Here is a 23,259-nt window from a genome sequence, read left to right as displayed (position 1 = left end):
TTATATGTACTTGAACTTCGACTATCACAACTGTCCATATGTTTCGCCTCCTTTAACTCATAAACTTTTCCGCGCTGATTATAGCACCATCCCGGACCCAGTTCAAGTTATTTTTCCTTTAGATGAATAAGATTGATTTGTTTATTCCTTTTTTCATAAATAAGAATCTCCTCCAAGTTCCGATTTTAAATTACTTTAGGCTATCGGGATTGCACTTCTTTATCATTTGGCCATGCTCTCCGAAGAGCCACATAGGATATCAAAAAATTTGCAAACCAACCTGCTGGTACAGCAAGCCAGACAAATACAATACCAAAACGAGGTGCACAAATCAAAGCAACCGACAAGCGGATTGCCAGGTTCACCATATTTGCAATAAGGAACGGGCGCATGATTCCAAGACCACGAAGAACCCCATCGGTTGCCATTTTGATTCCCATAAAGATGAAGAAGTAACCGAGCCATCTCATATAACCCTCAGACACCTGATAAGCCAGGGCAGTTCCATCTTTACCAAGGAATAGCGAGGAAATCTGCGTATGCAATGTTTCAATGACTATAAAAGCAAGAACTGCAAAACATACATCTAACACCAGTGCAGCGTGATATCCTTTTTTGATCCGTTCCATTTTCTTTGCACCAAGATTCTGGGAAACATATGGGGAAACCGCATTGCCAATGGATACAAATATCAATGAAAAAACATTCTCTACCCGCATCGTCGCCGCATACCCCGCAAGTGCTGTGTACCGAAAGGATTTACGACAGCCTGTACGATCATCATACCGATGGACACGGTAGACTGCTGAAGAACCGAAGGTACAGCAATTTGAAGCATGGAATGTAGTTCCCGCCTGTCGAACCAATCAAAGCAACTTTTATATCGATGCATCCGGCTAAGGAAAAGGAATAGTGAAAACACCGCCGAAATCCCCTGTGCTATAAGAGTTGCAAGGGCTGCACCAAACACACCGAGACCAAGTCCGGCCACCATCCAAAGATCCATAAAAATATTTAAGATTGACGAGAATACCAGAAGTCCCAGTGGAATTTTTGATTCACCAATGGAAGTAAACATGTTGGAAAGAATGTTATACATAAACAGGAACGGAAAGCCCACAAAATAGACCCGCAGATATAACACTGCCTCATTCAGTATATCGCCAGGGGTTTGTAATACCCTCATCATCGAGTGGGAAAAGCAAAAACCAAAAACACCAAGGACTATGCTTAGAATTAAAAAGCTAAACAAGGACGTTGACACGATAGTCTTCATTTTTCCATACTCCCTGGCACCGAAATAACGGCTCACGAGCACACCGGCACCGACACCTGCCCCCAGTGCTATACAAATGAAAACATTGGTCAGTGCTGCACAGGCTCCGACAGCTGCAAGTGCAGAGGATCCAACAAATTGGCCGACGATGATAGAGTCAGCCATATTGTATATTTGCTGAAAAAAACTGCCCAAAATCATTGGCATTGCAAAAACCGTCAACGCTTTCAGAGGCATATCTGTGATCAAATATTCATCTTTTGACATTATCATATTCCTCCACAGCCTTTATAATTTCACTTATTCTTTCCTTCATCAGAATTTATTCTATGTTTTCAAAATGCAAGTTTTAAATTACGTTGCGAAATAATTATATGTAGTTACAGCAGCTAAGTCAAGCCAACGTTTACTTTCAGTAACATAGATGATATGATATTTAAGAAAAATCACTATTCGGAGGATATTATTTTACAGGAGGGACACTTATGTACCTGGACGGTTTAGATGAACTGGATCAGAAGATTATCCAGTTACTTATAGAAAATGCACGTATATCTTACTCTGATATCGGTAAAGAAACCAGTATTTCCAGAGTAGCAGTAAAAGCCCGGATTCAGGCTCTGGAGAAAAAAGGCATAATTGAAGAATATACAACTATAATAAACCCTCAAAAGATCAGCGGTGCTGTTTCATGCTATTTTGAAATCGAGACAAAACCAGATTATCTGTCTCAGGTGACAGATATATTACATAACAATGATATCGTCACGCAGATTTACCGTGTCACAGGAAGAGACCAGCTGCATGTACATGCCATTGCTTCATCAAGTGATGAAATGGAACACTTCCTGCACACAGTCATTGATACACTACCCGGCGTTATCAGCTGCAGCTGCAATACGATCTTATCACGTATTAAAGATATTAAAGGGTTGCGGCTATAGAAGTCAGAACAAGACACCTATTTAGCTGCAAATACTTAATCAACTCATACGTTAATGCTGAAATTCCGCCTTAACTTATACACGTTTGTAAATAATGGGATCATCGTATCCAAAAGTCCGCTTTCCATTAACTTCCATAATTTCAGATACTTCCAAACAACTATCAGAAAACTTTTCCCAAAGCTTAAATGTCATTACTGGTGAAAACTGACTTGTGCTACCTCCCTCCCAGATGCCATCATTTTCATGATAAAGTGCCGGCTTAAACTTTTTAGATTTTTTCAGTTCACTATAATCAACATTTTTCATAGAATCATATGAAAATGTATTTTTGTCTTCTCCTTCCGGAATCTCATAGGAGGAAAGTAAAATTCCATCTTCATTTTCTGTAATAAGGAAAAGGTGCGGTGATGCATGACGGTTACCATTTGTCTCATAATAACTTTCTTCAACAATAAATTTTCCATTGAAATCTTGAGGAATATTATTTATTTTGTCATTGCAGACTGTATTTACATGCTTAGCATAAGGATATATTTTTCCTGTTGCCTGCATCATACTAAACTGCTCTTTATTATCAAAATGTCCCGTCATCATACCAATAAAATTATCAAGTTTCATCATTTTATTTTACCTCCATAAATACCGATTGAGCTTTCCCTTATTGTTTCCCTTGTGTTATATCGTCCCACCAGTGTTTACGAACTCTGATAAGGGAAAATACAAGGGCACAAGATGTCCGGTGGACATCTGCTCTGTGCCGACCGAAGCGGCAGCGGAGACCAAGAAAAATCTATAAAACAGTATAACACAAAATAAAAGTGACATGGTGAACTGATTGAAATGCTTCTGATTTTTGTAGCAAATAATTGATTGAACGATAAGGAGATAAGATACGATGAGAACAATATTTGCAGAAAAGAATTTGAGAACCACACCCGGATCAGATTGTGCATTAAACACACTTGCCATTGATGAACCACTAGAATATGCGAGACTGTATCTTGATGGGAATTTACAGATGTGGGTAGATGCAGAAGATTCCTTGACATTATAGTAATGTTCAAAAAAAGCTCTCTGTGCAATGCACAGGAGCTTTTTATATGTAGACCTCTATTTATTTGTGCTGTCTGCATCAATTACAGACTGAATCTGCTTCATAAGGGCATCATAGTTGTCCTTGTTATCAATTCCGCCGAGCATTGGTTCGCCTACAATATTGCCATTTCTGTCAACAAGTATAGTTGTTGGAAAGGCCATGATTTCTGAGGCATATTTACCGGCAGCACTAGAGGAGTCAATTGACAGATTACGATATTTGACACCCTGGCTTTCAAGAACAGAGGCAGCCTCTTTGATAGCTTTTTTATTGCCATCGAAGGTCTCAGTGTTGATGCCAACAACTTCTCCGCCCATTGATTTGATAGCATCATTTAATTCGTTAAGCTTGGATAATTCAGCGACACATGGTTTGCAGCCGGTAAACCAGAAATTGACGACTGTTACTGCATTACCAGAAAACAGGCTGTCATCAACCTTATTGCCATCAAAATCCTCACCGGAAAAATCACTGAATACAGATGTGGCTTTAGAGCTGTCCTTCTTGTTATCGTCTGATGATGTATTTTTGTTTTCAAGCTCTGCTATCTGTTCCTCGATTTTTCGTATGGTTTCAATATCCTCATTAAGTGTTTTAAGTTCATCGTCTGTGAATGAATTCTTGTTTGATTCTACGGTACCGGCAAGATAATCAGCATAATTTCCGTTTGGGTCGGCGTCACTTTTGTTCATCATGCCAAATACCTTGTTCCACACATCAGCATGATCTGCAAAAAGCTGATTTTCCTGCTGATATAAATCATCAAGCTTGGAATCTGATTTGCCGGATGCTTCTGAGCCGGCTTCAGTCTGAGTGTTCTTAGAATCTGTTGTGGAAGCTTGCTTTACGCCACATGCTGTAAGTGATAATGCTATGCAGAGTGTAAAAATAGAAATAAATGATAATTTGTTTTTCATGAGTAATTTCTCCTTTAAAATAATAGTAAAATGTTTAATAGTTATCTGTTGTCATTTTTTTAACATGATTTTCCCATAAACCGGTAGCAGATGGCGTCCTTCGGACAGGCCTTTATGCAGGCACCGCAGCGTATGCACTCGGGGTGATCCGGTGTCTTACACACATCCACATCCATCTTACATGCCTTTGAGCATTGACCGCATCCGACACATTTACTGCTATCAACGGTGATTTTGAGCAGGCTGACCTTATTAAATAATGAGTAGATTGCTCCAAGCGGACAAATCCATTTACAGAAGGGCCTGTAAAATAAGATACTTAGTACAATCACTGCAATTAAAATCATACACTTGAAAGAAAAAAGCTTTCCCAGCGCAGAACGGATAGCAGCATTTCCAATAGATAACGGTATAGCACCCTCTAAAACACCCTGAGGACAGATATATTTGCAGAAGAACGGGTCTCCCATTCCTATAGAGTTCGTTACAAGCATCGGAAGAAGTATAACGAAAACAATAAGAATGACATATTTTAGGTACCTAAGAGGCTTTAGTTTGGCTGTGGATAATTTCTTCCCGGGGATTTTATGAAGTAAATCCTGAAACCATCCAAATGGGCACAAAAAACCACATATAAATCTGCCGAGAGTTACACCGAGTAAAATAAAAAATCCGGTTATGTAGTATGAAAACTTAAATTTTGATGATCCGACAACTGCCTGAAATGCCCCTATTGGACAGGCTCCTGTCGCGGCAGGGCAGGAGTAGCAGTTTAATCCGGGTACGCATACGGTTTTTGCATTGCCCTGATATATTTTACCCTTAAATAAATTTGGAATATGAATATTGGTCAGCAGCGTTGCTACGGCCTGTATCCAGCCACGTATTTTTGCCAGTTTTCTTGATAGTAATTTCTTTTCCTTATCCAATTCCGACACACTCCAGACATAGTTTTATTGCTTTACCAAGCACTGTAGCCGCCTCACCTCTGACTGCACCATAGCTTATCATGGATACACCAAGGATAAGCAGAATGATTTGACATGTTTTTTGGTATTTCAACATAATGTTGCTCCTTTTTGTTGTATTGTTGACCAGCTGACTTTGGTATTATACAATATAGGTTGTAAAATTATTGTTAAGAAGCAGGCGAACATTTTGAGATTATTAATTGTTGAGGATGAGAAACAAATATGTGATATGGTTGCAAAGAGTCTGTATGCTGCCGGTTATGAGGTGGATACCTGTTATGATGGGAAAGAGGCTCTTGAATGTATACTGTCGGAGAATTATGATCTGATAGTTTTGGATTTGAATCTGCCGGGGATGGATGGCATGGAGCTTCTTAAGGAGCTTAGAAAATACAATGATGAACTAAGGTTTTGATATTATCTGCAAGAGGTCAGATTGCTGATAAGGTAGAGGGACTGGATGCAGGAGCAAATGATTACATGGAAAAACCATTCCATCTGCAGGAGCTTGAGGCACGTATCAGAAGCCTGACAAGAAGAAAATTTGTACAGAATGATATATGTCTTAAATGCGGAGAAATAAAGTTTGATACGATTAAACGCGAGGCATATGCAAAGGAAGAGCCGGTTCCACTGACAAGAAAAGAGAATGGTATTTTGGAATATTTACTTATCAATATAGGCAGGCCGGTGAGTCAGGAGGAGCTGATAGAGCATGTGTGGGATGCCACGGCAGACAGCTTTAGCGGAGCAATCAGGGTACATATGTCTTCACTTAGAAAAAAGCTTAAGGCGAAGTTGGGATATGATCCCATTCAGAACAAGGTAGGTGAAGGCTATAAAATACGGGAGGAGTCCGACAGATGAAAAGAATGTCGCTACAGTGGAGACTTACGTGCATTACTACATTGTGTATTGCTATTATATGTGGCTGCCTGACTATGTTTGTCTATAAAAATGGTGTGCATTACATTGATTCTCTGCAGGATGTGGTAGAGTCACAGGGGGATGAAAAAGGAAACAAATCAGATGAAATATATATCAACATACCGGACGATAAGTGGGATGAGTTTGCGGATGAATTTTCGTTTCAGGTGTACAATAATAAGGCCGACTATAAAAGAAACAGTCTGATAATCACGGTTTTGCTGGCGCTTTTGGGAGGTGTCGTCACTTATTTTATAAGCGGGCATGCACTCAGACCAATCAGGGAGTTTTCAGATAAAATTGAAGAGGTACAGGCTCAGAATCTGTCTGATTCAAGAATAGAGGAAAACAATGTTAAGGAACTGAACCAGCTGGGTATTTCTTATAATAAGATGCTTGAGCGTCTGTCGGAAGCATTTGAGATACAGAGACAGTTTACTGCAAATGCAGCACATGAGCTGCGTACTCCATTAGCGTTAATGCAGGTACAGCTTGATTCATATAATGCTGCCTCTCACCCGGGAAATGATGCAGACACTTTGCAGACCATAAAAATGGTTACGGAACAAAATGATAAATTAAACAGGATGGTAAAGACTCTTCTTGACATGAGTGAACTTCAGACGGTGGGAAGGGATGATAAAATTATATTGGATGCCATTGTTGAAGAGGTTTTGGCAGACCTTGAGCCTCTTGCCGTGGAAAAGAATATAAAACTGATTGGAAAATGTGAGGATGCCACTATGATAGGCAGTGATATCCTTATTTACAGGCTTGTATACAATCTGGTTGAGAATGCCATCAAATATAATCATCCGCTCGGACAGGTTACAGTAACCGCATATCAGAGAAACAAGCATGTTTGTCTGTCTGTAGAAGATACGGGAAGCGGAATACCAAAGGAGTTTATGGAGAGAGTGTTCGAACCATTCTTCCGTGTGGATAAATCCAGAAGCCGGGAGCTGGGTGGCGTAGGGCTAGGTCTTGCTTTTGTCCGTGAAATCGTTAGAGTACATGATGGCAGTATTTGTATCAAATCAGGCAAGACTGGGGGAACGATTTTCGAGGTGACTTTTGCACAGCATTCAATGTAGCGTTCCATTTTCCCCATTTACAACTAATATTTTTCCACCTATGTTCACGACAACATATGAATGGCAGGAGGAAAGTTCAGGAAATCTCTCCACAAATTCCGATTTATTTCAGTTGCAAAAAATAACTTTCATGATTTCTTCTTCATTGTCTCTGGTAAATTTGCTTAATTCATAAGATCGGATCCTCTGGTTGACCAGTATGGGAACTACAAAACCATTTTTCACCAAAACAACTAATCTGTTAATAATTGTTTTGTTCGTGACTGACAGTTTCCTGCTGACTTCAATCGGTGTAAATTCCCCTTTATAATCCGTGATCAAAAGTCTCAAAAGTTCCTTTTCCTTTCCTTTCAGGAACGATAAACTTGCAGCAACATCTTCCTCATTGGAAGCCATCTGCAGATCACAAACCTTTCCAGAGTATAACTTTACCATCCTCAGAAAATAGTTGATCCAGATTTCCGGATGGGGCGGGTTATCTCTTCCGGAATAATATAATGCAGGAAGTCCCATCTGGATGGCTTCGTAATATTCATCGATATCATAGGCAAAATATTCTTCCAACGACCCGATTCCGTTAAATCCGTATCCGTTTAAATCCATAATGTAACCGGAAAGTAATCTTGCGGTTCTGCCATTGCCGTCTTCAAAAGGATGTATGGTTACCAATTGGTAATGTACCACTGCAGCTACGATTAGTGGATGATCGTCTGTCGTATTTACATACGTTACCAATTCGTCCAGCAGATCTGGAATATCACAATATTCCGGGGGAATATAATCCGGCCGTCCTGTCTTAGAGTCATATACGGCAAATAACACTCCCGGCGGCATAGGTCCTCTAAGACCGATTTTTTCCTTGGATGCCCCTTTTTCTACCAATTTCTGTACATCTAAAATAAGTTTTTTAGAGAATTTCTCTTTTCTAGTTATCTTTTGTTCCAGAAAATTCAATGCGAGAAAGTAATTCCGGACTTCCTGCTCCGGTTTCAAATAATGCTTTCTTTCATCATTCTCAATCACCTCATCCACCTGTTTTTCTGATAAAGGATTGCCTTCTATCTTATTTGAAGCATAAGTACTTTTTTTCTTTGAGTTCTTACGCAGCTTATTCATAACGGTTTGGGACAGCTTGATCGAAGATACTTTATATCGGTTTTGCTCGATTTCCGTAATATACTTTAATATTTCGTTCGTTAAAGTTACCTTTATCATGAAAAAAAGTCCTCCTTTTCAATATTATTATATTCAAAAGAAAAACTTTTTTCCATTATTATTTCACTATTTTTACACTATTTTTCACTATCTGTAAATCTCATATACAATAAGAATAGCTGCTGCGACACCACCTGCCTCTATAAATGGGGAAATTGTTCGACCGTTTTGCACCTTAACCGCTGCATTATATAATTCGTTCCACATATCACTTACCTCATTAAATCCCGATTTATACCCCTAACTCCCGCCACAATCGTACTACTCTCGTAACCATCTGCAAATATCAACGACTTGCACCCCCTGATAGTCATAAGTTTCATGATGTGTTCTTGCAATGATCATCATTTAGTGGCTCCTCTAATGACTGCAAGTAGGCAACAAACTCTTGCAGCATGACTGATTTACCGCTTCGTCTGATACCCGTGATAACTTTTATGTCTGGTGTTCCATACAATTCGATCAACTCTTCTAAATACTTTTTTCTTACGATAAGTTGCATGGCGCCATCTCCTATTCCCACTTTTTAAAAAATATTCATTTTCAGGTAGCGAGTATCCACAAAAGTATCATCCTGTTTGAACGTGTAATCAAGGATTGACGGATACTGCTTTCCACTTGCCTTGTCGGTATATTGTTTTTCAACTTTACACTCAACATTATTGTGACTTTCAAAAATGAAATTTCCGTTATTATCCTGAATGAAAATAATCGGGAATCTTTTTGTGCCGTATTCCTCGTTTGTAAAGAAATCAAACAAAAGAAGCGAGCAGTCATCATAGCTTTGTCTTGCCCATATCCAATGATTCCAATATTTATGAAAATTAATGCTGCCCCACTGATGGTCATGATAGCCCATTCCGGTAATACTTTTTGTTTTGCCCTCAACAGTAACCGTTCCGCTTACTTTGCCCCTCGGAACAACACAAAGCCAGGTATAGTATTTGTCGGGAGTACCGAATTGAAAATACGAAGTTCCAGGTCGGTAAGTTATCAAGACATAGAATACACCAAACAGAAAACTGGTGCACAGAGCGTGCTATCATTTTACCATCAAACTCTGATTTACTTCTTATCCTACAAATATTACTTTCATTTTTTGCTTGTTTTCGGTTTATAATCCTTCATCTCTGGAATCGCCCCACCTGACACCGCCCACAAATACAGGCTTGCAACGCTGCAATAGGGACTAAAACGCCGACGATATTTCTCAAATAATTTGCGGTCAATCTTACGATGATGGTAGACCATCCGCAATCCACGCTGGATCGCAAGATCATCATAACTAAAAATATCTGGACGCTGCATACAAAAGAGCAAGATCATCTCCGCGGTCCAGACACCAATGCCTTTTAAACCGCTCAATTCCCGGATAGCCTCCTCATCCGACATTTGCCAGACTGCATCCAGATTGCAAGTCCCATTATGAACTTTTTCTGCAAAATCCGTGATATACTCCGCTTTTCGGAAGGTCATGCCATAAGACTGCAATTTGGAAATATCCGTCGCCAGAATCGTTTCCGCATTTACTTCTCCCAGACCTTCCTGCATCCGCTGCCAGATGGTTGCCTGTGCTTTTGTGGATATCTGCTGCCCGATAATATGATGAATGACCGAAGAAAACAGGTCTGTATCCGTTTCTCTTTCGATCATACCAATCTTCTCAATCACTTCCGCAAGTTTTTCATCCTTACTTTTGAGATATGAAATTTCATTTTCTCCATATGCAAAATACATATCCCACCTCCGTGCTTTTTGTTGTACTTTCTTTCCACACCGACATCCTACCAACTTACAAACAGCATACTGCTTTCCCCAGTCACCCTCATTGCATTTCTTTTATTCTCTGCTTTAAGACTTTGTATTTATTGAGCGGACATTGCGTGAAATGATAGTAAAATCCCTCTTGATGCTTTGTATCATCAATATGGAAATCCCAGGAAACATCCTTGTATTCCTGTTGCTCCAAAAATAACGACTTTCTTCATTTCTAAACCCCAAATCACAAAGCATCCCAATGCTCTTTTGTCATTAGATTTGTATGCCCAATGCGAACCTCATGTAAAAGAGGCACCGGCATATCCTCGCAGGTATGATGATAAACAAAGCCCAATTTTTCCTGCACACGTTTGGACTTATCGTTGCCGTCATAATAGCCACACCAGATCTTTTTCATTCCAAGATCTTCAAATCCATGGCGCAAAAGTTCTCTTGCGGCTTCCGGCATATAACCCCTGCCCCAGAATTTTTGTCCCAGCCAGTATCCCAGTTCACATTCATCGTCCCGGTCTGTCATGTCTGTATGTCCCTTCAGTTTCAGTTCGACAGCCCCGATCGCAATGTTGTTTTCCTTTTCACAGATCGCGTAGCACTCCGGTCCGTTAAAGACATTTCGGATCACCTCTTTACTTTCCTCCACGTTTTTATGTGGCGGCCATCCCGCAACCGGACCCACCTCCGGATCTTTTGCATATGTATATAAACTGTCCGCGTCTGCCTCTGTCCATTTTCGCAATAATAATCTTTCTGTCTCCAGCATTTTTACCCCTTACACTTTTGGAAAATTTCTTTTCCCCATATTACTATATTTCCAATGTTTTTTCCATTTCATTTGACAATCTCCCTTCCTTCGTATATATTTGGTTAGGTTTCTAACAATTAGAAATCTAACTAAGGAGGCAATCATGCAGGAAACATTCCATTATCTTTTGATGTCTGATCATCTGATGATACAAAAAGCCCTGATCTCCAGTGTCAAAGATACCGGATTGACCTCAGGACAACCAAAAGTTCTCGATTATCTGCTCCGCCATGATGGGGCAATCCAAAAAGAAATCGCCATATTCTGCCACATTGAGCCGGCGTCTTTGACCGCCATCTTAAATGGCATGGAAAACAAAGGTTATATCAAACGAAAGACTGCCGACAGCAATCGCCGCTCTCTCCATGTCTATCTCACGGAAAGCGGAAAAAAGTATGCTGACCGTCTCAATCTGGAATTTGCCCGGATCGAATCCCAGGCTTTAGAGGGCTTTACCCCGGCAGAAAAGCAACAATTACAGGACTTGCTCAGTCGCGTATATGACAACATGGTAACTACTTATAAGAAAGAAGGCACAAATAAATGAAACATTTAAAAACTAGAATCCCTATGTATTTTATCGGACTTTTCGTAATGACCATCGGCATTGCGCTTTCCGTAAAATCAAATCTGGGTGTATCACCCGTCAGTTCCATCCCTTACACCATGACCTGCGTCTGGGGCATTGAGATGGGCAAGGCAACCATCCTTTTCCATATCGTACCGGTTCTGATTCAGATCCTCTTATTGCGAAGAAACTTCCTCCAATTATGTCATCACCATTTCTCGTGAATTTGGTAGTGGCGGACGTGAGATCGGAAAACTTCTGGCTGAGCGTTTCGGTTTTCATTACTATGATTCCGAACTGATCCGCCTTGCCGCAGAAAAAAGTGGTTTCTCACCGGAATATGTAGAGCAGACTGACCTGCCAATGGTCGACCAACTTTTGCAAAAGAATCTGCTCTGATCCACGAACTTTCCCAGAAGGGTTCCTGCATCATCGTAGGTCGTTTGGCAAACTACATATTAAAAGATATGCCGACAGCCTACCATGTTTTCATCAGTGCAGATCTGGATGCCGAGGCTGCCAGAGTCTCAGCACGTGACAATATTTCTCCGCAATCTGCTGCTGCAAAGGTGAAAAAGGTCAACCATGAGTGCCATCCATTGCAGACACTTTACCAAGACAGATTGGGGCAATGTAAAGAATTACGATCTTTGTATCAAATCCGACGATTTTGGTGTGGCAGAAACTGCCAGATCATCGGCGATCTTTTCCAGAAAAAAATGGGACTATGATTGTAGCATCATAATAGCCCCTCAAGTATTTGCATAATATCCGCATTGACCGCCAGCCCTTTGTCCTCGATATCTTCCGGCAGGTATGCCTGCCCCTGATTGATACAGATATAAAAGGCATTCTGCCAGTTTGCCGCATATTGCCAGAAATTATACTTGATGATACCTGGCGTATTATAACCTACGCCGAGTTCCAAAAAGACGATCTTTTTTCGCATATGCTCTTCCATAAAGCGCACATAAGATGCGGACGCCGCTTTCCAGCCCGCATCTTCCACAAAGGTATTGTCTGCGCGCAGGTTCATGCTCATAGGTCTGCCGCACTTAGGACAGCGCGGAACAAGTTCAGCGGGAACGCTCATCTTAGGCATTACGCCCTCCGGCAGATACAAAGCCCCATCCTCCGCAATGGCATACCCCTGCGCCAGAACCATATCCCGCACAGTTTTTTCATTATCATATGTCTTAGCATGACAGGGTCTGCCGCACTGAAAAAGTCCATAGTCGCCCTGGGTATAAAAGAGTCTTTCCTTTGCAAATCCCGCCTTTTGGAACTGATGATCCACATTGGTCGTCAGCACGAAGTAGTCCTTATCCTTTACCAGCGCATATAAATTCCGATATGTGCCATTCTCCACATCCTGATAACGGTTGATATAAATATAGCGGCTCCAATACGCCCAATATTCCTCAAGCGTGGCGTAATCATAAAAGCCACCGGAATACATATCGGAGAAGCCATACGCGCTCCCAAAATCTGAAAAATACTTTTCAAAGCGATCGCCACTGTAAGTAAAGCCTGCCGCCGTGGAAAGTCCCGCACCGGCACCGATCACAATAGCATCCGCATCCTCAATTTTATGTCTGATAAGTTCTATCTTGTCCGCTTGCTCTTTCATCTGTTCCATACTTCTTTCTCTGCTTGCTATCTCATGCCTTATTCCAAAAACCTAGCCTAATAATCTACGGTAAATCCCTTCGTCTTCCTCTTTAAAGACGTTAAAAACCACCTTAATATCCGATCCGGTCTGCGCCTTATGCTCTTTCACAGTCTCAACAGCGATCTCTGCCGCACGCGCATTCGGAAAACAAAAAACACCGGTCGAAATACAACAAAAGGCGATACTTTCAATTCCCTTTTCCTCTGCCAGATCCAGACAGGACTGGTAGCAGGAGCGCAAGAGATCCTGGTCTTTCTGCGTCAGTTTTCCCTGCACGATCGGTCCAACTGTATGGATCACGTATTGGCAGGGCAGATTATACGCAGGTGTGATCTTCGCCTGCCCGGTCGGTTCAGCGTAGCCCTGTTCTACCATCATTTCACTACAAAAGGATCGTAGCTGCATCCCCGCATAGGTGTGGATACAATTATCAATGCAGTTATGGCATGGTTGATAACAGCCCGTCATGCCACTATTTGCCGCATTGACGATTGCTCCCACCGCAAGTCTTGTGATATCTCCCCGCCAAAAATAGATATCTTCCTGCAGTTCTTCCATATCCGCCAGTGTCACAAAACCCTTTTTCCTGTTCTCCTCTTGCAGATAAGCATCCTGAATCTGCAAAAATCCATCATCCACAGGCGCCGCCATACGCACATTCATAAGCGAACGCAGCAAGCGCCTTTGTGCGTCAGCATTTGCCGGAATCTCCATATCTCTATAGCCCGGCTGTTCTTTTAACAATTCTTTGATCAATACATACGTCGCTCACTCTGGTTCATATGGCTGCTCCTCCTGTTTATCTCATCACTGTTTTAAAATTCATATGGTGGATTTCCTGAAAAGTCCGCGATCACACCATGCGCATCTTCCAAATAAAATACTTCAAAAATTGGGTTATCCGCGGTCTTATACTGGCTCTTGACAATAGGATTGGCGATGCACATTTCTTTTGCCTGCATGTTGTCCTCAAAAACTGCTTTTCCATGCAGACGGATCCATGCATAAGTTGGGCTGGATACGGAGATCTCAATCTGCGGATTTTCCTGTAAAAATTCTACTACTTTTTCCATGAAATCTTCCTCCATTTTTCTTTTTTTGAACATTTCCTGTTCCTGCTTATGATTTTATGCTGACCAAAGAAGAATTACCGGCTTGTCCGGTTGCAACCACATTGCAACTGATCGGAAGTAAATGGAAGATACTGATCATTCGAAACCTCATGTCACGCCCTTGGCGTTTCAATGAATTAAAAAGGGATCTGGGCGAATCCATGCGCCCCATCATCACGGCAATGGCAGAATGGGGCACCGCCTACAAGGCGTCCTTTTTACGGGAATAAACCACCTATTTTCTTATATACAAAAAAGGAGCATTCCCATATCTCTACGGAAATGCTCCTTTTGGAATACTATATCTTATCTACGAATCTTATTCGCAAACATATGGCATAAGTGCTACGTGACGAGCTCTCTTGATTGCTACAGTTAAAGCTCTCTGATGCTTTGCACAGTTACCGGTGATACGACGAGGAAGGATCTTACCTCTCTCTGAGATGTATCTCTTTAACTTTGCTGTATCCTTGTAATCAATCACGTTGTCCTTACCACAGAATACACAGACTTTCTTTCTTCTGTGCATTGGTCTTCTTCTTGAACCATCTGCTGTCTTATTGTAAGCCATGACGCTACCTCCTAATCAATGCTAATTGAATGGCAATTCTTCTTCAATACCATCCGGAATGTTCATAAAACCGTCTCCAGCGTTTGTATTCGGTGCCGGAGTTCCCATGTCGCCGCCAAATCCATTGTTTGACTGAGCATTCTTGCTCTCTGCAAACTCAATGGAATTCGCAATGATCTGATCGGAATATACCATGTTCCCATCTTTTCCGGTGTAATTGTTGTTTCTGATTTCACCTTCCAATAAGATCTTGGTACCTTTTCTAAGATATTTCTCAGCAAACTCTGCCTGACGTCCAAAAGCAGTGATACGGAAGAAATCTGCATCCGGATCTCCATCTCTCTTGAATCTTCTATCTACAGCAATTCTAAAATTTGCTACAGCAGAACCATTGGCTGCCCCATATCTTACTTCCGGATCTGCTACCAAGCGACCCATCATAATCAGTCTATTCATTCCTACTCCTTATCTACTATCTATGCCTCGTCTTTTCTGACGCATAAGAAACGAAGAACATTATCCATAATACGAACGTTTTCTTCGATCTGAGCAGGTGCATCAGCTTCTGCTTCGAACTGGATGAAGTAGTAGTAACCTTCGCTCATCTTCTGGATGTCGTAAGCTAACTTCTTCTTACCCCAATCTTCTACTTCACTGACAACGCCGCCGAAACGGGTAATGTAACCCTGTGCCTTCTCAACGACTGCTGCTCTCGCATCATCTTCGATCTTAGCATTAACAACGAGTGCTAATTCATACTTGTTCATGCGATTTTACCTCCTTTTGGTCTTTTGGCCTTGCAATATACGGCAAAGCAAGGATATTTTAATATACCACGAGTTGATATGATACCATGATTTTCCCGCTTTTTCAAGCCTTTTTTACATTTTCGTGCAAAACATTTTTGCATGCCTTGGTCACTTTTGTGCGCGGCAGCATCATCTGATGCCCACATCCCAGACATGCCAGACGAAAATCGGCTCCCACACGCAGGATGCGAAACTGGTCGCTCCCACAAGGGTGCTTCTTTTTCATGGTTACAATATCATTTACCTGAAAATCCCACTTGTTCTCCATACGCTTTCCTTTGGTTTGTGATGTAAAAAAGAGACATCCTATCGGACATCTCCTAAAAAATTGCGGGAATAGGATTTGAACCTATGACCTCCGGGTTATGAGCCCGGCGAGCTTCCAGACTGCTCCATCCCGCGTCAACGTTATTTATTATAGGCTTCTTATCCCGGATTGTCAAATTTTTGTCATCGACAAGATCTGACATCAGTATGCGATCAGCCCCTGCATGATACTACAGACAATGACTGCCACGACCGCGCCTAAGATCATACCGACGATGATCTCCGGTATGGTATGCCCCATCTTTTCTCTTAAGTTTCCTTCGTACAAAGGCTCTCTGCCCTCGGCTTTATCCCGCTCCAAAAGACGGTTGAGCAACTGCGCCTCGCGCCCTGTCTCCATGCGCACGCCTGCTGCATCGTAGATCACGATAATAGCAAAAAACAAAGCCATAACAAAAGGAAATCCTCCCAGTCCCTCCACGATAGCAGTCGAAACGACCAGGCCCGTAACTGTGGCTGAATGTGAACTTGGCATACCGCCGCTTCCCGTGAGACGTTCCGCGGAAAAACCATTTTTTGCCGCGTCAATGATAACCTTTAAGACTTGCGCCACCAGCCAGGCAGCCGCCGTTGCCACAAATATACGGTTTGTGATGAGATCCATGAGCATGTTCATTTGTTTTCTTCCTTATCTTCTATAATATATGTCACCAAGTTTCCCTATATTACTACGAATTTGAAAATTTGTACAGTTCCTATAGCATCCGCCCCAGGATCACACTGGCGATCAGCCCCGCCAAAGTCGCTACCAGCGCGCCCGCCAGCGTCCATCTGGTCTTTCGGATGCCGACACTCATAAAATAGACCGACATGGTATAAAAGATGGTCTCCGTGCAAGATCCCATCAAAGATACAATCAGCCCATTGCTGCTGTCCGGTCCATATTCTTTAAAAATATCTAAGACCAGTCCGGTCGCCGCCGAGGAGGAAAACATTTTTACGATAGCCGCTGGAAGAAGCACGGAGGGAAAGACATCCTCGGGTATGATCTTTCCCAACCAGACTGCCAGATCCGTCAGAAAGCCGGAAGCACGCAGGACACCGACCGCACACATAAGCCCGATCAGCGTCGGCATAATGCCGATCACGGTGTGAAAGCCGTCTTTCGCCCCCTCCAGAAAATCCTCATAGACCCTTCCCTTGCCAAGCAGGGCGTGAAAAAGGATGATAAACAAGAGAATGGGGATGATGGCATCGGATATATATAGAAGCAATTTCATAGCCGATCCTCCCGCCCCATACATGCCAGTTTACAAAAGATCACGGCAACCAAAGTGCTGATCGCGGTCGCAAGAATGGCAGGTCCCGTGATCATGGATGGATTTGCCGATCCGTACTGACTGCGATAGGCGATCATATTGACCGGGATCAGTTGCAGGGAAGAAATATTGAGTACCAGAAAAGTACACATTTCCCGGCTTGCCACGCCCTCTTTCTGCCGGCTGACCTTCTTTAATTCCTGCATGGCAGAAAGTCCTGCCGGTGTTGCCGCCCAGCCAAGTCCAAAGATATTGGCGATGACATTGGTCGCGATATATTCTTTTGCCTTGGTCTCCTTTTTTAATGTAGGAAATAAAAAGTTCAGCAGGGGATCCAGTTTTTCTGCCAGAGTACGCAATAGTCCGCTCTTTTGCGCAATGTTCATCATACCTACCCAAAAACACATGACACCAAGCAATGTGATACAAAGAGAAACGGCTTCCTTTGCAGAGGAAAGTGCCGCTTCCGTGATTGCTGCCATCTCTCCCCGAAAGCCTCCATAGACGATGCCAAGTAAAAGCATGCCTGCCCAAAGATAATTCATAGGCACTCCAAGACTTTTTTTCATATGTATGAATTTTAAGGAAAATCTATGCCGGAAATCATATTTTTTTTCATTGTACATACACTGTAACTATGGTATTTCTTTGGGAGGCATTATGGGAAAACGATTTCTTTGTCTGATCCTTGCTATCCTGATCGCCTTTTCGGCGGTAGGCTGCAGCAAAGAGGATCTGGGAAATGCAAGGCTTTTTGATGCGGGTCAGACCAGCGATGCAGATACTTTTGAGGATCTGACAGACGATTGGTTTTGCAGGCAGATGGAAGCCGATCCTATGTCCTGCCACTTTACTTTAGAAAACCCGGATGCCTATCATATCACTTTTTCGGACCAGACGCTCTGCACACTGACCATGGAAGAACATATCAAGGAAATGGATGAGATCAAAAATCTGCTTGACCGTTTAAAGGACATTGACCGCAATAATCTGACTGCCCGGCAAAGGCTGGTCTATGACCTTATGAAGGATTACTATGGTCTGGAGGAAAAACTGGGCGACTACTACTACTATCAAAATCTGCTCTCGCCGACCGCCGGTATTCCTTCTTCCCTGCCGGTTCTTTTGTCCTCTTTTTCCTTTCACGATACCGAGGATATTGAATGTTACCTGTCCCTCTTAGAAGAAATGGATATCTACTTCGGACAGATCTATGCCTTTGCTACAGAACAGACCAAATTGGGGCTTATGGAAAACACAGACTCGTTGCAACAGACCATTGATTTTTGTACCTCTTTTTCACAGGTGCAGGCGGACCACCTGCTTCTGACTTCTTTTGACGACCGCATAAAAAACGCTGCCTTTTTAGATGAAGCGGAAAAAACGTCCTATATCTCCCGGAATCAGTCGATCATTTATGATGTCGTTTTACCGTCTTATTTGTCGCTTTCTAATCAATTATCGTCGATTATTGACAAAACAGACGATAATGGAAGTCTTTCTGTCAAAGAAAAAGGACGTACATACTACGCCCTTCTGGTCAGAAAAAACACCGGCACAAAGGAAAGTCCCTATACGGTTTTCCAAGAAATCGCTGCCAAACGTCAGGAAGACCTGTTCCAAATGGCTGACCTCTTTGCCCACAATCCTGCCTTAGCGTCCATGCTGGGCTCTTATACCTGCCCCCTAAAAACAGCCGATGACATGATCGAGCATTTACAGGATTCTATACAAAATGACTTTCCTACTTGTGAAAATGTTACCGTCACCATCCATGAAATTGCGCCACAATTGCGGCAGACCAGTGCGCCCGCCTACTATCTGATCGCGCCTTTGGATTCTGGTGGCTATCACAATATTTTTTACAATCCAGACAGCAATGCCGACACGACTTCCCTCTTTACCACCATGGCACATGAGGGTTTTCCCGGTCATCTTTACCAGACCGCCATGTCCTATCAGTACGGATTGGAACCGGTGCGCGCCCTTTTATCCTTTCCGGCATATACCGAGGGCTGGGCTACCTATGTGGAATATATGTCTTATCAATACGCCGGACTGCCGGATCAACTTGCGTCCGTCCTAGCCCTCAATGAGAGCATTGTCCTAAGTCTCTATGCCTCTGCCGACATTGGCATCCATTATTATGGCTGGGATCGTGCCAGTCTTTTGGAGTTTTTAGAAAATTATGGGATCAAAGATCAAGATGTCGTCGATCAGATCTACCAGTTGATCGTGGAAGATCCTGCAAATTACCTGCATTATTATGTAGGCTATATGAATTTTGCATCCCTACAGAAAGACTATAAGGATGCAAAAAAAGATGATTTTTCTTATATGGAATTTCATAAAAAGATATTACAGACCGGACCTGCGCCTTTTGATATCCTGCGGGATGCCCTGCTTGGAACATCATAAAAGCGCCTGATAAATATCGCGCTTGCTGACGCCACGGTCTTTGGCTACGGCTTTCATGGCGTCCTTTTTGCTGTAGTCCTGATCCAGATAGATCTGCATATGCTCCTCAATGCTCAAATCTTCCCAGCGGCTCTGCTCCTCCTGCATGACCTCTTCTTTGGACTTACCGGAAATGACAAGGACATATTCACCGCGCGGGTCATTTTCCCTGTAATAATCCACAGCCTGCGCCAGCGTCATTTTCTTCTTTTCCTCATAACGCTTGGTCAGTTCCCGGCAGAGCGTGATGCTGCGGTCGCCGAGTGCCTGATAAAGTTCCTGCAAGGTCGCACGCAGATGATGCGGTGCCTCATAAACGATCATGGTGCGTGTCTCCTGCTGCATCTCTGCCAATACACGCGCGCGCTCCTTTTTGTCTTTTGGCAAAAATGCCTCAAAACTAAAACGCCGACACGCCTGTCCGGAACTCGTCACCGCAGTGATACAGGCAGCCGCACCCGGAACGGCATTGACCTCGATGTCTTCCTCATAACACATCGCCACCAGTTCCTCGCCCGGATCGGAAATGCCCGGTGTCCCGGCATCTGTGATAACGGCAATATTTTTGCCATCTTTTAAGGCTGCCAGTAATGTACGCGCCTTTTCGATCTTATTAAACTCATGATAACTTGTCATGGGCGTGTCGATCTCAAAGTGGTTCAAAAGTTTTATGGAATTTCGCGTATCCTCAGCAGCGATCAGATCCACTTCTTTTAAAATGCGGACACAACGATAGGTCATATCCTCCAGATTTCCGATCGGTGTCGCACACAAATATAAGATACCTGCCATACTCCGGCACTCCTTTCCGTTATCTTTGCTCTACTTTTATCCCGCAAGCATTTAATAACCGTAAATATCGTAGACTCCGGCATATAAACGCCCGGACTCTGATATACGATCAGAGGTTTTTCTACCGTGATCCTGGATTTTCCGTCCCGCATCCCCTCGATCAGAACCATATTGGGTTCCTTATCCACATAGGGATAGACTAGCTGCATCCGCTTTGGCTCAACCTTGTAACGGCTCATTGTGGATAAGATCTCCACCAAGCGGAAAGGTCTGTGCACAAAGTAACATCTGCCGCCCGGACGAAGGAGTTTTGCCGTCTGTGATACCACATCCTCCAGATTACAGAGCACTTCATGTCTGGCGATGGTCTTGGCATCGCCGTCATTCTTGATGCCATGCTGGTCAGTCATATAGGGCGGATTGCAGGTCACAACATCAAAAGAAGATGCCCCAAAAATATTTGTTGCATCTTTGATATCTCCTGTGACAATGGAAACGCGGTCCTCCAAGTGATTGTAAGCCACACTCCTTGCCGCCATGTCAGCACTCTCCGGCTGGATCTCCAGACCGGTAAAATGCTGCCCCTCTGTTTTGGCTTCTAAAAGGATGGGAATGATCCCGGTTCCCGTGCCAAGATCCAGCACTTCCTCTCCGCGCTTTACCTTGCAAAGCCGGACAAAAGCACAGCATCCATACCAAAACAAAAACGCTTGGGATCCTGGATGATCTTGTAACCGTTGCGTTGCAGTTCATCCAGCCGCTCACCCTCATGTAAAAATGATCCTGCCATTATTTATTATCCTCGAGTTTTGCCAACTCTTTTAATTCTTCTTTTGTGACCTTGATATTCTTGCGCTTTGCCTTGAATTTGAGGTCTCCTACTGCATAGTCGCGCTCTTCCTTGGTATCATTCTGCTCGATCAATACCTTGACGCGCTGACGAAGGACGCTGACCGCCTTAACCTGTCCGCGGATCCCTTCCGGTGTCGTCACATAGTCCCCGATATTCGGCAACTGGCTGTTCAGATACTCGTAAGTCTCCTGCTCATTTTTCAGACAGCACATAAGTCTGCCGCAGACCCCGGAGATCTTAGTCGGGTTCAGGGAAAGATTTTGCTCTTTTGCCATCTTGATGGAAACCGGAACAAAGTCTGTCAGATAAGAACTACAGCAGAGTGGTCTGCCGCAGATGCCGATCCCGCCCATGATCTTGGTCTCGTCACGCACACCGATCTGGCGCAACTCGATCCTGGTACGGAATACCGATGCCAGATCCTTTACCAGTTCACGGAAATCGATCCTGCCGTCTGCCGTGAAGTAAAAGAGCAGTTTATTGTTGTCAAAGGTGTACTCTGCGTCCACCAGTTTCATTTCCAGTTTGTGCTTTTTGATCTTTTCCTGACAGATCTTGAAAGCCTCTTTTTCTTTTTCCTTGTTCTTCTCTGCCCGTTTAAGTCTTCCTCGGTCGCGATACGCTGGACAGTCTTTAGCGGCTGGACAACCTCATCATCCGGCACTTCCTTTGGTGCTACGGCAACTGTTCCCATCTCAACACCACGCGCAGTCTCAACGATCACGCGGTCACCGATCTTTAAGTCTAAGTTCTTGGGTCCAAAATAATATACTTTACCTGCGGTGCGAAAACGCACACCAACAATCTTTATCATGCAATATTCTCCTTTATTGAAAGCAACATGAGTTCCACTGCCAAATTGTAATTGCCATTGCAGGCGATCCGCCGCCTTGCGGTATTCTCTGCCTGAATGATGGTATTCAGCCCGTGATAAGAACACTCACTTGCCTGTCTTTTTATGATCATCTTTTCATCCTGAAAAGTAATCTTTCTCTCATCACCTGTCGCCTTATATAATAACACATCTCGAAACCAGATGTTCATCAAATCCAAATAATCACCGATCTTAGGCTTGTATTCCTCCAATTCCTTGACGGCTTGGGAAATACCAAAGACATCCATCTTTTCCATACGACGCATCAGAGAGGTCATATGGGATTTCATTTCGTTAAATTCCTCGGAAGATGCCAATTTGATGGCTTTTCCCAGATTCCCCTGGGCAAACTGGGCACAGACATCTGCCTGATAATCCGGCATGTTGTGATGCTCCATCAACTCTTTTCGGATGATATCCGCAGAGATCGGCTTTAATTCCAAGGTCACACAACGGGATAAAATAGTCGGCAAAAATCCTGCTGCATTGGTGGTCAGCAAAAAGATAATAGCATAATGCGGTGGTTCCTCGATGGTCTTTAACAGGGCATTCTGCGCCGCCTTGTTCATCTTTTCCGCCTCATCCATAATATAGATCTTGTATTCGCTCGCATAAGGCTTGATGACAATGTCGTTATTGATCTGCTGTCGGATGTCCTCCACCGAAATGGTATTTGGCTTTTCATGCGAAACATAGCGGATATCCGGGTGGTTGTGGCTCTGGCACTGCTTGCAGGAATGACAATTTCCGCAGGCATCCTTGCCCCGGTCCTGACACAAAAGAGTCTGGGCAAATGCCTCCGCCAACATCATCTTGCCGGCATCCTTCTCCCCGCTGATAATATAAGCGTGGGACGTTTTGCCTAAAGCGATCGCGTTCTGCAAATGCTCTTTGATATCCTCTTGTCCTTTTATGTCTGCAAACTTCATTTTAAACTACTC

The 23,259-nt window shown here is 43.1% G+C and carries 26 protein-coding genes, 1 tRNA gene and 8 pseudogenes; 10 read left to right on the top strand and 25 right to left on the bottom strand.

All coding sequences use genetic code 11. The annotated features are described in order from the left end of the window. Positions 1 to 200 precede the first annotated feature (200 nt). A pseudogene (locus tag DW996_RS14775) lies at positions 201 to 1,543 on the bottom strand (MATE family efflux transporter). Positions 1,544 to 1,761: 218 nt separating this feature from the next. On the opposite strand from DW996_RS14775, the gene DW996_RS04320 reads away from it, so the two are divergent. Beyond that, positions 1,762 to 2,220 carry an Lrp/AsnC family transcriptional regulator gene (locus DW996_RS04320; RefSeq protein WP_118534969.1) on the top strand — a complete coding sequence of 153 codons (459 nt, stop codon included), beginning with the start codon at positions 1,762 to 1,764 and terminating at the stop codon, positions 2,218 to 2,220. 75 nt (positions 2,221 to 2,295) lie between these two features. Here the strand turns inward: DW996_RS04320 and DW996_RS04315 are convergent, their stop codons facing one another. Beyond that, positions 2,296 to 2,844 carry a hypothetical protein gene (locus DW996_RS04315; RefSeq protein WP_118534968.1) on the bottom strand — a complete coding sequence of 183 codons (549 nt, stop codon included), beginning with the start codon at positions 2,842 to 2,844 and terminating at the stop codon, positions 2,296 to 2,298. Positions 2,845 to 3,133: 289 nt separating this feature from the next. On the opposite strand from DW996_RS04315, the pseudogene DW996_RS04305 reads away from it, so the two are divergent. After that, positions 3,134 to 3,277, top strand: a pseudogene (locus DW996_RS04305) (DUF6061 family protein); the annotation flags it as partial. 56 nt (positions 3,278 to 3,333) lie between these two features. Here the strand turns inward: DW996_RS04305 and DW996_RS04300 are convergent. The 3 genes from DW996_RS04300 to DW996_RS14770 are packed head-to-tail and all read right to left on the bottom strand — an operon-like array spanning position 3,334 to position 5,301. Continuing rightward, positions 3,334 to 4,236, bottom strand: a complete 903-nt coding sequence (locus DW996_RS04300; protein ID WP_118534967.1) for a TlpA disulfide reductase family protein — start codon at positions 4,234 to 4,236, stop codon at positions 3,334 to 3,336. Between the two features lie 59 nt (positions 4,237 to 4,295). Continuing rightward, positions 4,296 to 5,165, bottom strand: a complete 870-nt coding sequence (locus DW996_RS04295; protein ID WP_118534966.1) for a 4Fe-4S binding protein — start codon at positions 5,163 to 5,165, stop codon at positions 4,296 to 4,298. Continuing rightward, entirely contained in the window at positions 5,158 to 5,301 is a 144-nt protein-coding gene (locus DW996_RS14770) for a CD1871A family CXXC motif-containing protein (protein WP_009263530.1), read from the bottom strand. Before DW996_RS14770 ends, DW996_RS04295 begins: the two co-directional genes overlap by 8 nt. 135 nt (positions 5,302 to 5,436) lie before the next feature. Here DW996_RS14770 and DW996_RS14765 point away from each other — a divergent pair. Beyond that, positions 5,437 to 6,074 (top strand): annotated as a pseudogene (locus DW996_RS14765) (response regulator transcription factor). Beyond that, entirely contained in the window at positions 6,071 to 7,228 is a 1,158-nt protein-coding gene (locus DW996_RS04280; RefSeq protein ID WP_118534965.1) for a sensor histidine kinase, read from the top strand. Before DW996_RS14765 ends, DW996_RS04280 begins: the two are co-directional and overlap by 4 nt. Positions 7,229 to 7,336: 108 nt before the next feature. Here the strand turns inward: DW996_RS04280 and DW996_RS04275 are convergent, their stop codons facing one another. The 5 genes and pseudogenes from DW996_RS04275 to DW996_RS04250 all read right to left on the bottom strand — a co-directional run bounded on the left by DW996_RS04275 (position 7,337) and on the right by DW996_RS04250 (position 10,982). Then, positions 7,337 to 8,443, bottom strand: coding sequence for a Fic family protein (locus DW996_RS04275; RefSeq protein WP_118534964.1), 1,107 nt, complete (start codon positions 8,441 to 8,443; stop codon positions 7,337 to 7,339). A gap of 346 nt (positions 8,444 to 8,789) precedes the next feature. Continuing rightward, a pseudogene (locus DW996_RS04265) lies at positions 8,790 to 8,945 on the bottom strand (ATPase); the annotation flags it as partial. A gap of 24 nt (positions 8,946 to 8,969) precedes the next feature. Next, the gene (locus DW996_RS04260) at positions 8,970 to 9,440 is read right to left on the bottom strand and encodes a carotenoid 1,2-hydratase (RefSeq protein ID WP_147403522.1); all 471 of its coding nucleotides are present in this window, start codon (positions 9,438 to 9,440) and stop codon (positions 8,970 to 8,972) included. Positions 9,441 to 9,535: 95 nt separating this feature from the next. Beyond that, positions 9,536 to 10,180, bottom strand: coding sequence for a DNA-3-methyladenine glycosylase family protein (locus DW996_RS04255; RefSeq protein WP_118534962.1), 645 nt, complete (start codon positions 10,178 to 10,180; stop codon positions 9,536 to 9,538). A 265-nt stretch (positions 10,181 to 10,445) separates the two neighbouring features. Next, positions 10,446 to 10,982, bottom strand: a complete 537-nt coding sequence (locus DW996_RS04250; protein WP_118534961.1) for a GNAT family N-acetyltransferase — start codon at positions 10,980 to 10,982, stop codon at positions 10,446 to 10,448. 145 nt (positions 10,983 to 11,127) lie between these two features. Between DW996_RS04250 and DW996_RS04245 the strand changes: the two genes are divergently transcribed. The 4 genes and pseudogenes from DW996_RS04245 to DW996_RS04230 all read left to right on the top strand — a co-directional run. After that, the gene (locus DW996_RS04245) at positions 11,128 to 11,571 is read left to right on the top strand and encodes a MarR family winged helix-turn-helix transcriptional regulator (RefSeq protein ID WP_118280590.1); all 444 of its coding nucleotides are present in this window, start codon (positions 11,128 to 11,130) and stop codon (positions 11,569 to 11,571) included. Further along, positions 11,568 to 11,816, top strand: a complete 249-nt coding sequence (locus tag DW996_RS04240) for a hypothetical protein (protein WP_243098664.1) — start codon at positions 11,568 to 11,570, stop codon at positions 11,814 to 11,816. The genes DW996_RS04245 and DW996_RS04240 overlap by 4 nt, the downstream gene beginning before the upstream one ends. Continuing rightward, positions 11,800 to 11,991, top strand: a complete 192-nt coding sequence (locus DW996_RS15015; RefSeq protein WP_118535242.1) for a cytidylate kinase-like family protein — start codon at positions 11,800 to 11,802, stop codon at positions 11,989 to 11,991. The genes DW996_RS04240 and DW996_RS15015 overlap by 17 nt, the downstream gene beginning before the upstream one ends. Beyond that, a pseudogene (locus DW996_RS04230) lies at positions 11,982 to 12,323 on the top strand (AAA family ATPase); the annotation flags it as partial. The gene DW996_RS15015 and the pseudogene DW996_RS04230, both read left to right, overlap by 10 nt. 8 nt (positions 12,324 to 12,331) lie before the next feature. Here DW996_RS04230 and DW996_RS04225 read toward each other — a convergent pair. The 3 genes and pseudogenes from DW996_RS04225 to DW996_RS04215 all read right to left on the bottom strand — a co-directional run. Then, positions 12,332 to 13,231 (bottom strand): SIR2 family NAD-dependent protein deacylase, encoded by a 900-nt coding sequence (locus tag DW996_RS04225; RefSeq protein WP_118534959.1) that lies wholly within the window; start codon positions 13,229 to 13,231, stop codon positions 12,332 to 12,334. Between the two features lie 42 nt (positions 13,232 to 13,273). Continuing rightward, positions 13,274 to 14,020, bottom strand: coding sequence for a protein-ADP-ribose hydrolase (locus DW996_RS04220; RefSeq protein ID WP_118534958.1), 747 nt, complete (start codon positions 14,018 to 14,020; stop codon positions 13,274 to 13,276). A gap of 59 nt (positions 14,021 to 14,079) precedes the next feature. Further along, positions 14,080 to 14,313, bottom strand: a pseudogene (locus DW996_RS04215) (pyridoxamine 5'-phosphate oxidase family protein); the annotation flags it as partial. Between the two features lie 80 nt (positions 14,314 to 14,393). Between DW996_RS04215 and DW996_RS04210 the strand changes: the two are divergent. Beyond that, the gene (locus tag DW996_RS04210) at positions 14,394 to 14,606 is read left to right on the top strand and encodes a winged helix-turn-helix transcriptional regulator (protein WP_118534957.1); all 213 of its coding nucleotides are present in this window, start codon (positions 14,394 to 14,396) and stop codon (positions 14,604 to 14,606) included. A gap of 89 nt (positions 14,607 to 14,695) precedes the next feature. Here the strand turns inward: DW996_RS04210 and rpsR are convergent, their stop codons facing one another. From rpsR to DW996_RS04170, 8 genes are all read right to left on the bottom strand, one after another. Then, a complete protein-coding gene (gene rpsR, locus DW996_RS04205; RefSeq protein WP_118280594.1) occupies positions 14,696 to 14,947 on the bottom strand; it encodes a 30S ribosomal protein S18 in 252 nt (83 codons plus the stop codon). Positions 14,948 to 14,968: 21 nt separating this feature from the next. Then, positions 14,969 to 15,403: a single-stranded DNA-binding protein gene (locus tag DW996_RS04200; RefSeq protein ID WP_118280595.1), complete on the bottom strand. Its 435-nt coding sequence runs from the start codon at positions 15,401 to 15,403 to the stop codon at positions 14,969 to 14,971. Between the two features lie 20 nt (positions 15,404 to 15,423). Beyond that, positions 15,424 to 15,714, bottom strand: a complete 291-nt coding sequence (rpsF, locus tag DW996_RS04195) for a 30S ribosomal protein S6 (protein WP_118280596.1) — start codon at positions 15,712 to 15,714, stop codon at positions 15,424 to 15,426. Positions 15,715 to 15,817: 103 nt separating this feature from the next. Beyond that, complete coding sequence (locus DW996_RS04190; protein ID WP_118280597.1) at positions 15,818 to 16,024, bottom strand: DUF951 domain-containing protein; 207 nt, start codon at positions 16,022 to 16,024, stop codon at positions 15,818 to 15,820. 60 nt (positions 16,025 to 16,084) lie between these two features. Next, positions 16,085 to 16,158 (bottom strand) — tRNA-Met (locus DW996_RS04185). A gap of 67 nt (positions 16,159 to 16,225) precedes the next feature. Next, entirely contained in the window at positions 16,226 to 16,699 is a 474-nt protein-coding gene (locus DW996_RS04180) for a divergent PAP2 family protein (RefSeq protein ID WP_118280598.1), read from the bottom strand. Between the two features lie 79 nt (positions 16,700 to 16,778). Beyond that, entirely contained in the window at positions 16,779 to 17,303 is a 525-nt protein-coding gene (locus tag DW996_RS04175; RefSeq protein ID WP_118534956.1) for a spore maturation protein, read from the bottom strand. Next, on the bottom strand, positions 17,300 to 17,887 hold the full coding sequence (locus DW996_RS04170) for a nucleoside recognition protein (RefSeq protein ID WP_118280600.1): 588 nt from the start codon (positions 17,885 to 17,887) through the stop codon (positions 17,300 to 17,302). The genes DW996_RS04175 and DW996_RS04170 overlap by 4 nt, the downstream gene beginning before the upstream one ends. A gap of 115 nt (positions 17,888 to 18,002) precedes the next feature. Here DW996_RS04170 and DW996_RS04165 point away from each other — a divergent pair, with 115 nt between their 5' ends. Continuing rightward, a complete protein-coding gene (locus tag DW996_RS04165; RefSeq protein WP_158575190.1) occupies positions 18,003 to 19,760 on the top strand; it encodes a DUF885 domain-containing protein in 1,758 nt (585 codons plus the stop codon). On the opposite strand, the gene rsmI is transcribed toward DW996_RS04165, so the two are convergent. From rsmI to holB, 4 genes and pseudogenes are all read right to left on the bottom strand, one after another. Next, positions 19,755 to 20,591: a 16S rRNA (cytidine(1402)-2'-O)-methyltransferase gene (gene rsmI / locus DW996_RS04160; protein ID WP_118534954.1), complete on the bottom strand. Its 837-nt coding sequence runs from the start codon at positions 20,589 to 20,591 to the stop codon at positions 19,755 to 19,757. The genes DW996_RS04165 and rsmI overlap by 6 nt on opposite strands. A gap of 51 nt (positions 20,592 to 20,642) precedes the next feature. Further along, a pseudogene (locus DW996_RS04155) lies at positions 20,643 to 21,381 on the bottom strand (tRNA1(Val) (adenine(37)-N6)-methyltransferase). After that, positions 21,381 to 22,258: pseudogene (locus DW996_RS04150) on the bottom strand (PSP1 domain-containing protein). The pseudogenes DW996_RS04155 and DW996_RS04150 overlap by 1 nt, the downstream one beginning before the upstream one ends. Then, positions 22,255 to 23,247 (bottom strand): DNA polymerase III subunit delta', encoded by a 993-nt coding sequence (gene holB, locus DW996_RS04145; protein WP_118280605.1) that lies wholly within the window; start codon positions 23,245 to 23,247, stop codon positions 22,255 to 22,257. The pseudogene DW996_RS04150 and the gene holB overlap by 4 nt, the downstream one beginning before the upstream one ends. Positions 23,248 to 23,259: the final 12 nt, after the last annotated feature.

Origin of the sequence: Roseburia sp. AM51-8, assembly GCF_003478275.1 — a bacterium.
Classification (GTDB): domain Bacteria; phylum Bacillota; class Clostridia; order Lachnospirales; family Lachnospiraceae; genus Pararoseburia; species Pararoseburia lenta.
This window is presented reverse-complemented; position numbering and strand designations above follow the sequence as displayed.

Excerpts from the sequence above, each read along its gene's own strand:
- DW996_RS04320 (WP_118534969.1), top strand. The coding sequence starts at position 1,762 with ATGTACCTGGACGGTTTAGATGAACTGGATCAGAAGATTATCCAGTTA.
- DW996_RS04315 (WP_118534968.1), bottom strand. The coding sequence starts at position 2,844 with ATGATGAAACTTGATAATTTTATTGGTATGATGACGGGACATTTTGAT.
- DW996_RS04300 (WP_118534967.1), bottom strand. The coding sequence starts at position 4,236 with ATGAAAAACAAATTATCATTTATTTCTATTTTTACACTCTGCATAGCA.
- DW996_RS14770 (WP_009263530.1), bottom strand. The coding sequence starts at position 5,301 with ATGTTGAAATACCAAAAAACATGTCAAATCATTCTGCTTATCCTTGGT.
- DW996_RS04280 (WP_118534965.1), top strand. The coding sequence starts at position 6,071 with ATGAAAAGAATGTCGCTACAGTGGAGACTTACGTGCATTACTACATTG.
- DW996_RS04275 (WP_118534964.1), bottom strand. The coding sequence starts at position 8,443 with ATGATAAAGGTAACTTTAACGAACGAAATATTAAAGTATATTACGGAA.
- DW996_RS04255 (WP_118534962.1), bottom strand. The coding sequence starts at position 10,180 with ATGTATTTTGCATATGGAGAAAATGAAATTTCATATCTCAAAAGTAAG.
- DW996_RS04250 (WP_118534961.1), bottom strand. The coding sequence starts at position 10,982 with ATGCTGGAGACAGAAAGATTATTATTGCGAAAATGGACAGAGGCAGAC.
- DW996_RS04245 (WP_118280590.1), top strand. The coding sequence starts at position 11,128 with ATGCAGGAAACATTCCATTATCTTTTGATGTCTGATCATCTGATGATA.
- DW996_RS04240 (WP_243098664.1), top strand. The coding sequence starts at position 11,568 with ATGAAACATTTAAAAACTAGAATCCCTATGTATTTTATCGGACTTTTC.
- DW996_RS04225 (WP_118534959.1), bottom strand. The coding sequence starts at position 13,231 with ATGGAACAGATGAAAGAGCAAGCGGACAAGATAGAACTTATCAGACAT.
- DW996_RS04210 (WP_118534957.1), top strand. The coding sequence starts at position 14,394 with ATGCTGACCAAAGAAGAATTACCGGCTTGTCCGGTTGCAACCACATTG.
- rpsR (WP_118280594.1), bottom strand. The coding sequence starts at position 14,947 with ATGGCTTACAATAAGACAGCAGATGGTTCAAGAAGAAGACCAATGCAC.
- DW996_RS04200 (WP_118280595.1), bottom strand. The coding sequence starts at position 15,403 with ATGAATAGACTGATTATGATGGGTCGCTTGGTAGCAGATCCGGAAGTA.
- rpsF (WP_118280596.1), bottom strand. The coding sequence starts at position 15,714 with ATGAACAAGTATGAATTAGCACTCGTTGTTAATGCTAAGATCGAAGAT.
- DW996_RS04190 (WP_118280597.1), bottom strand. The coding sequence starts at position 16,024 with ATGGAGAACAAGTGGGATTTTCAGGTAAATGATATTGTAACCATGAAA.
- DW996_RS04180 (WP_118280598.1), bottom strand. The coding sequence starts at position 16,699 with ATGAACATGCTCATGGATCTCATCACAAACCGTATATTTGTGGCAACG.
- DW996_RS04175 (WP_118534956.1), bottom strand. The coding sequence starts at position 17,303 with ATGAAATTGCTTCTATATATATCCGATGCCATCATCCCCATTCTCTTG.
- DW996_RS04170 (WP_118280600.1), bottom strand. The coding sequence starts at position 17,887 with ATGAATTATCTTTGGGCAGGCATGCTTTTACTTGGCATCGTCTATGGA.
- DW996_RS04165 (WP_158575190.1), top strand. The coding sequence starts at position 18,003 with ATGGGAAAACGATTTCTTTGTCTGATCCTTGCTATCCTGATCGCCTTT.
- rsmI (WP_118534954.1), bottom strand. The coding sequence starts at position 20,591 with ATGGCAGGTATCTTATATTTGTGTGCGACACCGATCGGAAATCTGGAG.
- holB (WP_118280605.1), bottom strand. The coding sequence starts at position 23,247 with ATGAAGTTTGCAGACATAAAAGGACAAGAGGATATCAAAGAGCATTTG.